The sequence below is a fragment of the Streptomyces sp. NBC_01381 genome, assembly GCF_026340305.1.
Classification (GTDB): domain Bacteria; phylum Actinomycetota; class Actinomycetes; order Streptomycetales; family Streptomycetaceae; genus Streptomyces.
Window position 1 is genome coordinate 669,730 of record NZ_JAPEPI010000002.1, and the last position, 12,039, is coordinate 681,768.

Below are 12,039 nucleotides of genomic sequence, written 5' to 3' on the forward strand. Positions count from 1 at the left end.
CGGATGGACCAGAACGAAGCTCTGGCGGCCCGCTTCGAGGAGCACCGGCCGCATCTGAAAGCCGTCGCCTACCGCATGCTCGGCTCGCTCAGCGAGTCGGAGGACGCCGTCCAGGAGTCCTGGATCCGACTCAGCCGCTCGGAAGCCGGGGAGATCGAGAACCTCGGGGGCTGGCTGACGACCGTCGTCGGCCGGATCTGCCTCGACATGCTGCGTACGCGACAGTCGCGGCGCGAGGAGTCGCTTGCGCTCTCCCAGGACACCCACGTGCCCGACCCGGTGGTCAGCTGGGGCGAGGTCGTCGATCCCGAGCAGGAGGTGCTGCTCGCCGATTCGGTCGGCCTCGCCCTGCTCGTCGTACTCGAGACGCTCGCCCCCGCCGAGCGCCTCGCCTTCGTGCTGCACGACATGTTCGCCGTGCCCTTCGACGAGATCGCCCCCATCGTCGAGCGCACCCCGGCCGCGACCCGGCAGCTGGCCAGCCGCGCCCGCCGCCGGGTCCAGGGCTCCGCTCCCACGCCCGACAACGACCCCGTGCGGCAGCGCGAGGTCGTCGGCGCCTTCCTCGCGGCCGCGCGGGGCGGCGACTTCGACGCGCTGCTCGAACTGCTCGACCCGGACGTCGTGCTGCGCGCCGACACCGGCGAACTGGCCTCCGGGCTCTCGAAGCTGGTGCGCGGCGCCACGGTGGTCGCCGGGCAGGCCTCGATGTTCTCGAAGGGGGCGCCGCCGACCGCGTTCGCGCTCATCAACGGCAGGGTCGGCGTGGTCGGCGTGCCGGACGGCGAGGTCGTCTCCGTCATGGAGTTCACCATCACGGACGGGAAGATCGTCGAGCTCAACATCCTCGTCGACCCCGACCGCGTACGGGCCCTCGGCCTGCCGAAGTTCACCGCCTGACGCCGGCCACCTCCCGCAGGTACTCCTTGCGGCAGAGCGGATTCCGGTCGGTCCGCCGCCGGGCCGGGGGCTCGCCCCGGACCGGCTGGTACCGCTCGAAGGCCGACTCAAGCTCGCCCTCGCCGCGCGTCAGCGAGGGCAGCAGCTGCTCCAGCTCGTGCACGCGGGCGGCCGGGATCTCTCCCTCGACCAGATACGCGGATCCGTGCGCCGTCTGCGTGTGGGGGACGGCCCGCAGCCGTGAGAGCACCGGCAGCAGCTGCCCGAACAGGTCCTCGGGCACCGTGAGTCGGAACCGGTGCAGCGGCTCGTGCACCTGGGTGCCCGCACGCAGGAGCGCGCTCAGCAGGATCAGCGGGGTCAGCTGTCGGAAGTCACCGGCCGTGCTCGACATGCTCTTGTCGAACGTGCCGTGCGCGTGACTCTGCCGCGGCCAGTACCCGGAGTGCGTCATGGTGACCACGCAGTCGCCGACCTCCCAGCCGTACACGCCCTGCAGCAGCGTCTCGTGCACGGTCTCCTCGACGGCCCGGAAGAACGCGTACGGCATCGAACCGAGCTCGACCTCCAGGCGGAACCGGACGCCGGAACCGGGCGGACCGGGATCGACGCGAAGCCCGACCGTCGCCAGGAACGGATTGTCGCCCTTGTCGATGATCTCGTGGGCGGCGCCGCTGCCGGTCACCCGCTCCACGCAGATGGTCGTCGTCTCGCGGAACTCGACCTCAAGTCCGTACTCCTCGGCGAGCGTCGCCTCGATGACCTCCTTCTGGACCTCGCCGTAGAGCGACACGTACACCTCCTGCCGGAGGTCGTCCTGGCGCAGGTCGATCAGCGGGTCCTGCTCGGCGAGCTGGGCGAGCGCGAGGTGCAGCGCGCCCTTGTCGCGGGCGCGTGCGGGCACCACGACGGTCTCCAGGGTCGGCGGCGAGAAGTGGTGCCGGCCGGGATCGCGGGTGACATCGGGTACGCCGATGACATCGCCGATCCGGATGTCGCCGAGCCCCCACAGCTTCCCGATCTGCCCGGCTGTCACGCCGTCGCGCGCCGCGGCCGAACCCCGGTCGAAGACACTGACCGCGGTCACCTTGCCCTCGCGGCCGCCGGTGAACGGCAGCCGGTCACGGGTGCGCACCGTCCCCGCGAACATCCGTACGTACGCGATCTTCTCCCCGGCGTCCCCGCGCTCGACCTTGAAGACGGTGCCGGAGGCCGGGGCCTCCGGGTCGCCGTCCTGGGAGGGCAGCAACTCCCGGATGCCCGCGATGAGTTCGGGTACTCCGGCGCCGGTGGCGGCGGAGCCGAAGAACACCGGGTGCACCAGGCAGCGGCCGGTCTGCGCGGCCAGTTCGGCGCGGAGCCGCTCGTGGGTGAGGCCCGCGTCTTCGTCGACGTACGCGGAGAGCAGTGCGTCGTCCTGTGCGGCAAGGACGTCGACGAGCCGGTCGGTGACCGCGGGATCACCGGCGGCGTGCGAAACGAACCGCGCGTCCTTGGTACCCGCGTCACGCACCGTCCCCATGGGCACGACGGCCGGGGCGAGGCGCTCGGAGATGCTGCTCAGTAGCTCCTCGGGGCGGGCACCGCGCCGGTCGATCTTGTTCACGAAGATCAGCGTGGGGATGCCGAGCCTGCGCAGCGTCCGCATCAGCACACGGGTCTGCGCCTGGACGCCCTCCACGGCCGAGACGACGAGCACGGCGCCGTCGAGCACGCTGAGCACCCGCTCCACCTCGGCGATGAAGTCCGGGTGGCCGGGGGTGTCGATGAGATTGACGGTGACGTCGTCGACGGCGAAGGAGACGACGGCGGACTTGATGGTGATGCCGCGCTGCCGCTCGAGCGCCAGCGAATCGGTCTGGGTGTTTCCGTCGTCGACGCGACCGATCTCGTCGATGACACCGGCGGCGTGAAGGAGCCGCTCGGTCAGGCTGGTCTTCCCGGCGTCAACGTGCGCCAGGATCCCCAGGTTCAGGCTGTTGGTCGTGCTCGACGAATGCGTGTGCACTGAGCGTCATGTCCTCTGGGTCGACGGCGATTCCCTTCTGGCTGGACATGAACGAACGGCGCATTGCGTCTCCTTGATGGCTTGGGTGTACGCGGCAAGTGCAGCAGGGGCGGCGGAGGGCGGCAAGCGAATTAATGGGCGGCATGTGGCCGTGTACGTCACTAGGGTCCAGTCATGCTGACCGCCACCCTCGCGTTCGCGGGCGTCGCCGCGCTCATCAACATCACGCCGGGCCTGGACACATTGCTCGTCCTGCGTACGTCCGTGGCCCACGGCAAGGAGGGCGGATTCGCCGCCGCGTTCGGCATCCTCACCGGCTGCCTCGCCTGGGGCGTGGCCACGGCGGTCGGCCTGACGGCCCTGCTCACGGCGTCCCGGCTCGCGTACGACACCTTGCGCATCGCGGGCGCCTGCTACCTGGCGTGGCTCGGCGTCTCGGCGCTGTGGCGGGCGCGGCGGAGAGGGCCGGTGCGGCAGAAGGGGCCGGCGAGGCAGCCGGAGGAGCCCGTGCAGTCGGAGGAGCCCGCCGCCGCCTCGCCCCGCAGCCGCCGGGCCGCCTTCCGCGCGGGGCTCGCCACGAATCTGCTCAACCCCAAGGCCGGGATCTTCTACATGAGTCTGATCCCGCAGTTCATCCCGGCCGGCGCGCCCGTCTTCCGTACGACACTGCTCCTCACGGCGGTCGACCTCGTCGAACTGGCGCTCTGGTACTGGGTCGTCTCCTACGCCGCCTCGTCACTCGGCGAACGCATCAGACGCCCGTCCTTCCGGCGCCGTCTGGAACAGTTCAGCGGCCTGGCATTCCTCGGCTTCGCCGCGAACCTGGCCCTGGCCGACCACCGCGCGTGACGGTGTCAGCAGGTGAGGCTTCTGCGCGTGCGCCGGGTCGAGGGCGTTCAGGACGAAGCGCGTCGCGGTCTGGTGGTAGCTGAGGCCGAGGTGTTCGGTCAGGTCCAGGGGGCAGTGGTCCTGGAGCTTGCTCTGGGTGACGTCGGGCGCCTTGGCCAGGTAGGACGAGGTGTAGGGCGTGACCACCCAGTCCGTCCTGGTCGCCAGGACCGAGTAGTCGACGGCCGGGTCTGTCTCGCCGCCCTCGTTGAGCGCCGTGACGAAGTCGGAACCGGTCATCTGCTGCGTGCACGCGGGGCAGGCCGCGCCGGTGAGGTCCTCGGCGCCCGGTATGGCCTTGGCCAGTGTGGCGAGGCCGGAGAGGGTGGTGCCGTGGTTGTTGGGGGCGAGCGCGACGAGCTTGTCGACCTTCGCGGCACCGCCCAGGTTCTTGATGTAGTGGCGCGGCATCATGCCGCCCTGGGAGTGGCCGACCAGATCGACCCGGGAGGACCCGGTCTGCTCGCGGACCTTGTCGACGAACGCCGAGAGCTGACCGGCGGAGTCGGCCATGTCGCCGATGCCCTGGAGGAGTTGGCCCTCCTTGCCGCCGTAGTTGGGCGCGTAGACGCAGTAGCCCGCGCCCTTGAGCTTCGGGGCGAGACCGGCCCAGTTCATATAGCGGTTCTCGAAGGTGCCGTGCACCAGGACGACCGGCCTGGGGTGTTCGGCGCTCGGCCGGCAGGACCAGTCGTTCGCACCGGTCGGCACGGCCGCCGGGTGGGCGAGTGCGTACGCGGTCGCCGCGGCGAAGGTCTTCTGCGGCGGGCCGACCTGCTCTTCGGCTGCGGGCGCCGCCGGTGTCGCGGTGGCCTGGTGCGTCACGATGCCGAACGCGCCGAGGCTGACGGCGGCGGCGATGCCGGACACCGCGGCGACGAGGCGGCGGCGTGACGAACGGCCCCTGTGCTTGGGGGAGTTGTGGGTACTGCGGGAGTTGCGGGCGCTGACGGACATGCGGGCACGGATGGACATGCGGCTCTCACCCTTCACTTCCGTACGGGTCGGGCTCGGGGTTACCGGCGCGTATCGCCGGGCGGCACACGCTGGTTCAGCCGCCGGGCGCACGCCACGGGCCGCGCCGCGGGGCGCCGAAATCCTGAACGCGCGTGACACTTCCGCGCCCCGGCCACTCACGCCCGTGAGCCCTCCACCGCCCCGTACGTCACGGGGGCTGGACCCGGGCGTCCGCGTCCCCGCAGACTTACTGCTCGGTAACCACCGGGTGCCGAGGGAGGGATGGGCTGTGCAGAGCACCGTGAGTACGTTCTCCCGTCGGCCGTGGCACGAGATCCCCGAGGTCTTCGCCGAAGTGCTGCGGCCGCGTATCGAGGAGATCGCCGCGGAGATGCTCACGGCGATCCGCCGTGACGTGCGCGTCTACCAGCAGCCGACCGGATCCGCCGTGGGCCGGGACGTGACGGCCGCCGTGCACCGCGCCATGCGTCAGTTCGTGGAGCTCGTCGACGACCCGGAAGGGCCGCAGGGTGACCATGAGCTCTTCTTCCAGCGCCTTGGGCGGCTCGAATTTCTCAACGGCCGCGGCACGGACGGGATCCAGGCCGCCTACCGCACCGGCGCCCGGGTCGCCTGCCGCCGGTACGTCGCGCTCGCGCAAGAGGCCGCCCTGCCGCCGGAGGCCGGCCTGGCCGTCACCGAGGCCGTCCTGGTGCACACCGCCGCGCTGTCCGATCTCGCGGTGCGCGGCCATGCGGCAGCCAGGGCCCGTGCCACAGGACCGACCCAGCGCAGCCGCAGGGCGCTGGCCGCGCAACTCCTTGAGCAGTCGGCGCAGCCCCGCGGCGAAGGGCTCACCGCCCTTGCCGAGCAGGCGAGTTGGCGGCTTCCCGAAGCGGTGGCCTGTCTGGTGATGCGGCAGGCGGGCGGTGGCGGACAGGTGCTCGCCGCCGGTCTCGACGAGGACGTACTGATCCTGCCGAGGGGCGGTGAACTGCTCCTGGTCGTCCCCGATCCGGAGGAGGGTGGCCGCGTGGACCGGCTGCGGGCGGCGGTGCGCGATCACGCGGCGGCCATCGGCCCCACGGTCGCGCTCGGCGACGCCTGGCTCTCCTCGCACTGCGCGCGGCTCGCCCTCAAGCACCGGCGCAGGCTCGACGCCCCCCGGGGCGAACTGCTCGCGGCCGCCGACCACCTGCTCGACGTACAGCTGCTGTCCGGCGCCCCCATCGGGCGGCTGATGGCGGACCGTGTCACCGGCGTCCTCAAGGGGCTGCCGCCGGGGAAGGCCGCCCGGCTCGCCCAGACGCTGGAGGCGCTGCTCGCGTCGTGGGGGCGCACGGCCCCCGAGGTCGCGGACGCCCTCGGCATCCACCCGCAGACCGTGCGCGGCAGGCTCCGCCAGCTGGACGACCTCTTCGGCGTACGGCTCACCGATCCGACGTTCCGCACCGGCGCGCTCCTCGCGCTGCGCACGCGGGCACTGACGGGCGCGGATGCGGGGCCGGGCAAGCGGCGGGATCCTGGAAGGGAGGAGTGAGTGCCATGAGGGTCATGTTGAGAGCGCGCCTGGACACCCAGATCGCGAACGAGGCGGTCAAGAACGGCACACTGCCCAAGATCATGCAGGAGATGTCGGAACGCATAAAGCCCGAGGCCGCGTACTTCGGCCCCAGCGACGGCAAGAGGTGCTGCACCTTCGTCTTCGACATGCAGGAGAGCCCGGAGATGCCGGCGATCGCAGAGCCGCTTTTCGAGCTGGGCGCGGAGATCGAGATCCACCCGATCATGAACGCCGAGGACCTGGTGAAGGGTCTCGCGGCGGTTCGGAGCTGACGGAACGCCGAGAGCACCCGGCTCCGCGCGGATGCCGGGTGCTCTCGTGTGCGCGAAAAAGGGGGCTGACCGCCAGGGGTCAGGCCTTCTTCGTCTCCCAGAAGATCTTGTCGATCTGGGCGATGTAGTCCAGCGCCTTCTGGCCCGTGGCCGGGTCCGCCGAGGCCTTCGCGGCCGAGAGGGCCTTGAGGGTGTCGTTGACCAGCTGGTGCAGCTCCGGGTACTTCTCGAAGTGCGGGGGCTTGAAGTAGTCGCTCCAGAGCACCGACACGTGGTGCTTGGCGAGCTCTGCGCGCTGCTCCTTGATGGCCACGGCGCGCGTCTGGAACTGCGCGTCGTCGTTGGCGGCCATCTTGTCCTGGACTGCCTTGACCGACTCCGCCTCGATGCGGGCCTGGGCCGGGTCGTACACGCCGCAGGGCAGGTCGCAGTGGGCGCTGACCTTCACCTTGGGGGCAAACAGGCGGGAAAGCATGTAGCTGTCCTTCCTCGTGATCGTCTTCTCAGGTGGGACATTACTCCGTGAGAGACGGGTTTTCGCGGGTGCCCCCATGGGCTTAGGACAAAAGTCCAGGGTCAGACTGGGACTCGTGGAGGATAGGACCGGGGAGGTGCCGGTGATGCCGGAGCTGTCGCAGGAGAGCGAACGGAGAAGGGCCATCTTGCCGTTGGGCGCTGCGGAGGTGACCGGGCCGTCGATGGTGCCCACGCTGTACCACGGTGACCGGCTGATGGTGCAGTGGGGCGCGCGGGTGCGGGCCGGTGACGTCGTGGTGCTCCGGCATCCGTTCCAGCAGGACCTGTTGGTCGTCAAGCGGGCCGCCGAGCGGCGCGACGGCGGCTGGTGGGTGCTCGGGGACAACGCGTTCGCGGGCGGGGACAGCACGGACTACGGCACCGTGCCCGAGGAACTCGTCCTGGGGAAGGTGTGGTTCCGCTACCGCCCGCCCCGGCTCAAGTCCGCTCAGCGCTCCCCGTTCGCACTGCTGCGCTGGGCGGTGTCGGCCGCGCGGCCCGTGCTGTCCGACCGCTCCGTCTCCAGGCGCTTGCGGGCCCGGTAGGCGGCGACATTGGCGCGGGTCGCGCAGCGGTCCGAGCAGTAGCGTCGGGAACGGTTGGTCGACGTGTCGAGATAGGCGTTGCGGCACGGCGCTGCCTCGCACAGGCCGAGGCGGTCCACGCCGTGCTCGGTGAGGTGGAAGGCGAGGCCCATCGCGGCGATCGCGGCGTACCCGGCGGTCGCGTTCGACGGGTGGTCCGCCAGGTGCATGTGCCACAGCGGACGGCCGTCGTCGTCCCGGTGGTCGTGGCCGGAGATCTGCGGGCTGACCGGGAACTCCAGGAGCAGCGAGTTCAGCAGGTCGACGGCGAGCGTCTCGTCGCCGCCGTCGGCCGCTTCGAAGACCGCGCGGAGCCTGGCACGGACCGAGCGGAAGCGGGTGACGTCGGAGTCCGTGGCGCGCCGTGCCGCCTGCTGGTTGGCGCCGAAGAGCTCGCGGACCGCCTCGACCGACGTCAGCGCGTCCTTGTTGCGACCCGGCTCCTCGCTGTTGACCAGACGTACGGCGTAGTCCGAGTAATAGGCCAGTTCCACTTGTAGTCCTTACCGGGGCGGGCTATCTTCGTGAGTGCGTGAGTAACGGCTGCGCGTGCTTCGAGGGTATTACGAGAGCGTATTACGTACTGGAGGGGTTCTGATGACGGAAACCGCGCCCGCGACCGACTGGCGTGCCTGGCAGGACAGCTGGGACCGGCAGCAGGAGTGGTATCTGCCCGACCGCGAGGAGCGGTTCCGGGTCATGCTCGACATGGTCGAGGCCACCGTCGGCCCCGAACCGCGCGTGCTCGACCTCGCGTGCGGTACGGGGAGTATTACGGACCGGCTGCTCAAGAGGTTCCCGAAGGCCGTCAGTACGGGCGTCGACCTCGACCCCGCGCTGCTCGCCATCGCCGAGGGCACCTTCGCCGGGGACGACCGCGTCACCTTCGTGACCGCGGACCTCAAGGACCCGGAGTGGACGGCTCAGCTCCCGTACGACGCGTACGACGCCGTCCTCACCGCCACCGCCCTGCACTGGCTGCACAGCGAACCCCTCACCGCTCTGTACGGCCAGATCGCGGGCGTCGTCAGGGACGGCGGAGTCTTCCTCAACGCCGACCACATGCCCGACCCCGCGACGCCGCGCCTGAACGCCGCCGACCGGGCCCAGCGGCACGCCCGCATGGACGCCGCCAAGGCCGAAGGCGCCCTGGACTGGAAGGACTGGTGGGACCTCGCCGCCAAGGACCCGGTCCTCGCCGAGCCCACCGCCAAGCGCTTCGAGATCTACGGCGAGCACGCGGACGGCGACACCCCGCCGCCGGAGTGGCACGCACGGACCCTGCGCGACGCGGGCTTCGGCGAGGCGCGGACGGTGTGGTCTTCGCCGTCGGACGCGATGGTGCTTGGGCTGAAGTAGCGGATACGCGAAGGGGCGGTACGAATCAAGGATTCGTACCGCCCCTTCGCGTTTCAGCGGGGGTTACAGCACCTTCGACAGGAACGACTGCGTCCGCTCGTGCTGCGGATTCGTCAGTACGTCACGCGGGTTGCCGGACTCGACCACCACGCCCTCGTCCATGAAGACGAGGCTGTCGCCGACCTCGCGGGCGAAGCCCATCTCGTGCGTCACGACGATCATCGTCATGCCGGACTCGGCGAGGTCGCGCATGACGTCGAGGACGTCACCGACCAGCTCCGGGTCGAGCGCCGACGTCGGCTCGTCGAAGAGCATCAGCTTCGGGTCCATGGCCAGCGCGCGGGCGATCGCCACACGCTGCTGCTGGCCGCCGGAGAGCTGCGAGGGGTAGTTCTTCGCCTTGTCGGCGAGGCCCACGCGCTCCAGGAGCTGCCCGGCGCGCTCTCGTGCCGCCGCCTTGGACTGGCCCTTGACCTGGACCGGTGCCTCCATGACGTTCTCGAGGGCCGTCATGTGCGGGAAGAGATTGAAGCGCTGGAAGACCATGCCGATGTCCCGGCGCTTGAGGGCGACTTCGCTGTCCTTGAGCTCGTACAGCTTGTCTCCCTTCTGCCGGTAGCCGACCAGTTCCCCGTCGACGTAAAGACGGCCGGCGTTGATCTTCTCCAGGTGGTTGATGCAGCGCAGGAACGTCGACTTTCCGGAGCCGGACGGGCCGATGAGGCAGAACACCTCACCCGACTTGACCTCCAGGTCGATGCCCTTGAGCACCTCGACATTGCCGAAGGACTTGTGGACGGCTTCGGACTTCACCATGGCGGTCATGGGCGTGCTCCCGAACGGTTGCCCAGAGACAACATGTTGGCCTTGATCTTCTGGAACGGCGTGGCCGGCAGCGCCCGCGATGAGCCGCGGGCGTAGTAGCGCTCCAGGTAGAACTGTCCGACGCTGAGGACCGACGTCATGATCAGGTACCAGGTGGCGGCCAGAAGCAGCGCCTCGACGGTCGCGCCGGACGAGGTGCCGATGTCCTGGGCGTACCGGAGGAGCTCGAAGTACTGGACCGCGGCGACCAGCGAGGTCGTCTTCAGCATGTTGATGACTTCGTTGCCCGTCGGCGGCACGATCACGCGCATCGCCTGCGGCAGGACGACCCGGCGCAGCGTCTTGCCGTGGCTCATGCCCAGCGCGTGCGACGCCTCGGTCTGGCCCTCGTCGACCGAGAGCAGGCCGGCGCGGCAGATCTCCGCCATGTACGCGGCCTCATTGAGACCCAGGCCGAGCAGCGCCGTCAGGAACGGCGTCATGAAGTCCGACCACTCGTCCTTGTAGACCGGACCGAGGTTGATGGTGTCGAAGACGAAGCCGAGGTTGAACCAGATGAACAGCTGGACCAGGACCGGGGTGCCCCGGAAGAACCAGATGTAGAACCAGGCGATCGACGAGGTCACCGGGTTCTTCGACAGGCGCATGACCGAGAGGAGGATGCCGCCGACCACGCCGATGAGCATCGACAGGAAGGTCAGGAGCAGGGTCTCGCGGACGCCCTTGAGGATGCGCTCGTCGAAGAAGTTGTCGGGGATCGCGTTCCAGTTGATGTCGCCCTGCGCGAACGCGTAGACGATCGCGGCGAGAGCGCCGATCGCGAGGATCGCGGCGACGTACCGGCCGAAGTGGCGGACCGGGATGGCCTTGATGGCCTCGGGCCCTGGGGAGGACGGGGGTGTGTCCTCGGGGCCCTTCTTGGAGATGTCCGTAGTCACGGGGGTGGCCTTTCAGCGGCGAGACGGTTACGCGGTCACTTGCCGCCGTTGACGTTGGCTTCCTTGACCGCGCCGTCCTCGACGCCCCACTTGGAGATGATCTTGTCGTACTCGCCGTTCTTGATGATGGCGTCGAGCGCTTCCTTGATCGCGTCACGCAGCTCGGCGTTCTTCTTGGAGACCGCGATGCCGTACGGGGCCGCCTCGACCTGCTCGCCGACCAGCTCGAAGTCCTTGCCGCCGCCCGAGGTCTTCACCGCGTACGCGGCGACCGGGAAGTCCGAGGAGCCCGCGTCCGCGCCGCCGGAGCGCAGTCGGGTCTGGGCCTGCTGGTCGTTGTCGAAGGACTCGATGGCGATCTTCTTGCCGTCCTTGCACTTCTTCGACTCGGCCTTGGCCAGGTCGTGCGAGACGGTGCCGCGCTGGACGACGATCTTCTTGCCGCAGAGGTCCGCCCAGGTCTTGATGCCCTGGTCGTCGCCCTTCTTGGTGTAGATCGAGACGCCCGCCGTGAAGTAGTCGACGAAGTCGACGCCGGTGCCGATCTTCTTGCCGGTCTCCTCGTCGATGCCTTCCTGGCGGTTCTTGGTGTCGGTCATGGCCGACATCGCGATGTCGTAGCGCTTGGAGCGCAGGCCGCCGAGCAGGGTGTCGAAGGTGCCGTTCTCGAACTGGAACTCCACGCCGAGCTGCTTGCCGAGCGCGTCACCGAGGTCGGGGTCGATGCCGACCGTCTTGCCGGACTTGTCCTTGAACTCGACCGGCGGGTACGCGATGTCCGAGCCGACCTTGATGACACCCGCGTCCCGGATGTCCTCGGGCAGCTTGTCGGCGAGCGGCGCGTCGGTGACCTTCCCACCGCCGTTGTCCTTGGTCTGGTCGCCGCAGCCGGTCAGCAGCAGCGCGCCGGCGACCGCGATCGCGCCGACCGCGGTCATCCGGGTCTTCGCGGACGTCCGTGCGGTCGTACGACAGATGGAGCGTGCGGTCATGAGGGTCCTCCGGCGGATGAGGGAGTTGCCGAGCGGTCGTGCACACACCCCTTCGGGTGTCGCGACCTCGTGTGATGACGGCATCTTGCCATTCGGACCGTCCGATTCTGGGTGCTCGAGATGTCAAAATCGGATAACGGGCGAGCCCCGAACCCCGACAGGCCCGTACATCACGGCCGTACCGGTTGGGGAAGGAAGTGCCGCTATTTGAGATTTTCCGTGAATCTCGCCATCTG

At 69.6% G+C, this 12,039-nt stretch carries 13 protein-coding genes; 6 read left to right on the forward strand and 7 right to left on the reverse strand.

What is annotated here, in order from left to right:
- Positions 1 to 3: 3 nt before the first annotated feature.
- Positions 4 to 900: a sigma-70 family RNA polymerase sigma factor gene (locus OG453_RS24845; protein ID WP_266870677.1), complete on the forward strand. Its 897-nt coding sequence runs from the start codon at positions 4 to 6 to the stop codon at positions 898 to 900.
- On the opposite strand, the gene OG453_RS24850 is transcribed toward OG453_RS24845, so the two are convergent.
- Positions 890 to 2,908, reverse strand: coding sequence for a translation factor GTPase family protein (locus OG453_RS24850; protein WP_266870678.1), 2,019 nt, complete (start codon positions 2,906 to 2,908; stop codon positions 890 to 892). The two genes, OG453_RS24845 and OG453_RS24850, sit on opposite strands and share 11 nt — an antisense overlap.
- Before the next feature lie 174 nt (positions 2,909 to 3,082).
- Between OG453_RS24850 and OG453_RS24855 the strand changes: the two genes are divergently transcribed.
- A complete protein-coding gene (locus OG453_RS24855) occupies positions 3,083 to 3,757 on the forward strand; it encodes a LysE family translocator (protein ID WP_266870679.1) in 675 nt (224 codons plus the stop codon).
- Here OG453_RS24855 and OG453_RS24860 read toward each other — a convergent pair.
- The gene (locus OG453_RS24860) at positions 3,644 to 4,771 is read right to left on the reverse strand and encodes a triacylglycerol lipase (RefSeq protein WP_266870680.1); all 1,128 of its coding nucleotides are present in this window, start codon (positions 4,769 to 4,771) and stop codon (positions 3,644 to 3,646) included. The two genes, OG453_RS24855 and OG453_RS24860, sit on opposite strands and share 114 nt — an antisense overlap.
- Positions 4,772 to 5,042: 271 nt before the next feature.
- Between OG453_RS24860 and OG453_RS24865 the strand changes: the two genes are divergently transcribed.
- Both OG453_RS24865 and OG453_RS24870 read left to right on the forward strand, forming a co-directional pair.
- A complete protein-coding gene (locus OG453_RS24865; RefSeq protein ID WP_266870681.1) occupies positions 5,043 to 6,293 on the forward strand; it encodes a CdaR family transcriptional regulator in 1,251 nt (416 codons plus the stop codon).
- Positions 6,294 to 6,298: 5 nt separating this feature from the next.
- The gene (locus OG453_RS24870; RefSeq protein ID WP_266870682.1) at positions 6,299 to 6,589 is read left to right on the forward strand and encodes a hypothetical protein; all 291 of its coding nucleotides are present in this window, start codon (positions 6,299 to 6,301) and stop codon (positions 6,587 to 6,589) included.
- 79 nt (positions 6,590 to 6,668) lie between these two features.
- On the opposite strand, the gene sodN is transcribed toward OG453_RS24870, so the two are convergent.
- Positions 6,669 to 7,064, reverse strand: coding sequence for a superoxide dismutase, Ni (sodN, locus tag OG453_RS24875; protein ID WP_266870683.1), 396 nt, complete (start codon positions 7,062 to 7,064; stop codon positions 6,669 to 6,671).
- Between the two features lie 145 nt (positions 7,065 to 7,209).
- On the opposite strand from sodN, the gene sodX reads away from it, so the two are divergent.
- Entirely contained in the window at positions 7,210 to 7,650 is a 441-nt protein-coding gene (gene sodX, locus OG453_RS24880; RefSeq protein ID WP_266873120.1) for a nickel-type superoxide dismutase maturation protease, read from the forward strand.
- Here sodX and OG453_RS24885 read toward each other — a convergent pair.
- Entirely contained in the window at positions 7,554 to 8,183 is a 630-nt protein-coding gene (locus OG453_RS24885; RefSeq protein WP_266870684.1) for a CGNR zinc finger domain-containing protein, read from the reverse strand. The genes sodX and OG453_RS24885 overlap by 97 nt on opposite strands.
- 103 nt (positions 8,184 to 8,286) lie before the next feature.
- On the opposite strand from OG453_RS24885, the gene OG453_RS24890 reads away from it, so the two are divergent.
- Positions 8,287 to 9,048: a trans-aconitate 2-methyltransferase gene (locus OG453_RS24890; RefSeq protein ID WP_266870685.1), complete on the forward strand. Its 762-nt coding sequence runs from the start codon at positions 8,287 to 8,289 to the stop codon at positions 9,046 to 9,048.
- Between the two features lie 63 nt (positions 9,049 to 9,111).
- On the opposite strand, the gene OG453_RS24895 is transcribed toward OG453_RS24890, so the two are convergent.
- Genes OG453_RS24895 through OG453_RS24905 form a run of 3 tightly spaced genes read right to left on the reverse strand, consistent with a single transcriptional unit; the run spans position 9,112 to position 11,803 of the window.
- Positions 9,112 to 9,873 carry an amino acid ABC transporter ATP-binding protein gene (locus tag OG453_RS24895; protein WP_323178667.1) on the reverse strand — a complete coding sequence of 254 codons (762 nt, stop codon included), beginning with the start codon at positions 9,871 to 9,873 and terminating at the stop codon, positions 9,112 to 9,114.
- Positions 9,870 to 10,811, reverse strand: coding sequence for an amino acid ABC transporter permease (locus tag OG453_RS24900; protein WP_266870686.1), 942 nt, complete (start codon positions 10,809 to 10,811; stop codon positions 9,870 to 9,872). Before OG453_RS24900 ends, OG453_RS24895 begins: the two co-directional genes overlap by 4 nt.
- A gap of 35 nt (positions 10,812 to 10,846) precedes the next feature.
- Positions 10,847 to 11,803 (reverse strand): ABC transporter substrate-binding protein, encoded by a 957-nt coding sequence (locus tag OG453_RS24905; protein WP_266870687.1) that lies wholly within the window; start codon positions 11,801 to 11,803, stop codon positions 10,847 to 10,849.
- Positions 11,804 to 12,039 lie beyond the last annotated feature (236 nt).

Excerpts from the sequence above, each read along its gene's own strand:
- OG453_RS24845 (WP_266870677.1), top strand. The coding sequence starts at position 4 with ATGGACCAGAACGAAGCTCTGGCGGCCCGCTTCGAGGAGCACCGGCCG.
- OG453_RS24855 (WP_266870679.1), top strand. The coding sequence starts at position 3,083 with ATGCTGACCGCCACCCTCGCGTTCGCGGGCGTCGCCGCGCTCATCAAC.
- OG453_RS24860 (WP_266870680.1), bottom strand. The coding sequence starts at position 4,771 with ATGTCCATCCGTGCCCGCATGTCCGTCAGCGCCCGCAACTCCCGCAGT.
- OG453_RS24870 (WP_266870682.1), top strand. The coding sequence starts at position 6,299 with ATGAGGGTCATGTTGAGAGCGCGCCTGGACACCCAGATCGCGAACGAG.
- sodN (WP_266870683.1), bottom strand. The coding sequence starts at position 7,064 with ATGCTTTCCCGCCTGTTTGCCCCCAAGGTGAAGGTCAGCGCCCACTGC.
- sodX (WP_266873120.1), top strand. The coding sequence starts at position 7,210 with ATGCCGGAGCTGTCGCAGGAGAGCGAACGGAGAAGGGCCATCTTGCCG.
- OG453_RS24890 (WP_266870685.1), top strand. The coding sequence starts at position 8,287 with ATGACGGAAACCGCGCCCGCGACCGACTGGCGTGCCTGGCAGGACAGC.
- OG453_RS24895 (WP_323178667.1), bottom strand. The coding sequence starts at position 9,873 with ATGACCGCCATGGTGAAGTCCGAAGCCGTCCACAAGTCCTTCGGCAAT.
- OG453_RS24905 (WP_266870687.1), bottom strand. The coding sequence starts at position 11,803 with ATGACCGCACGCTCCATCTGTCGTACGACCGCACGGACGTCCGCGAAG.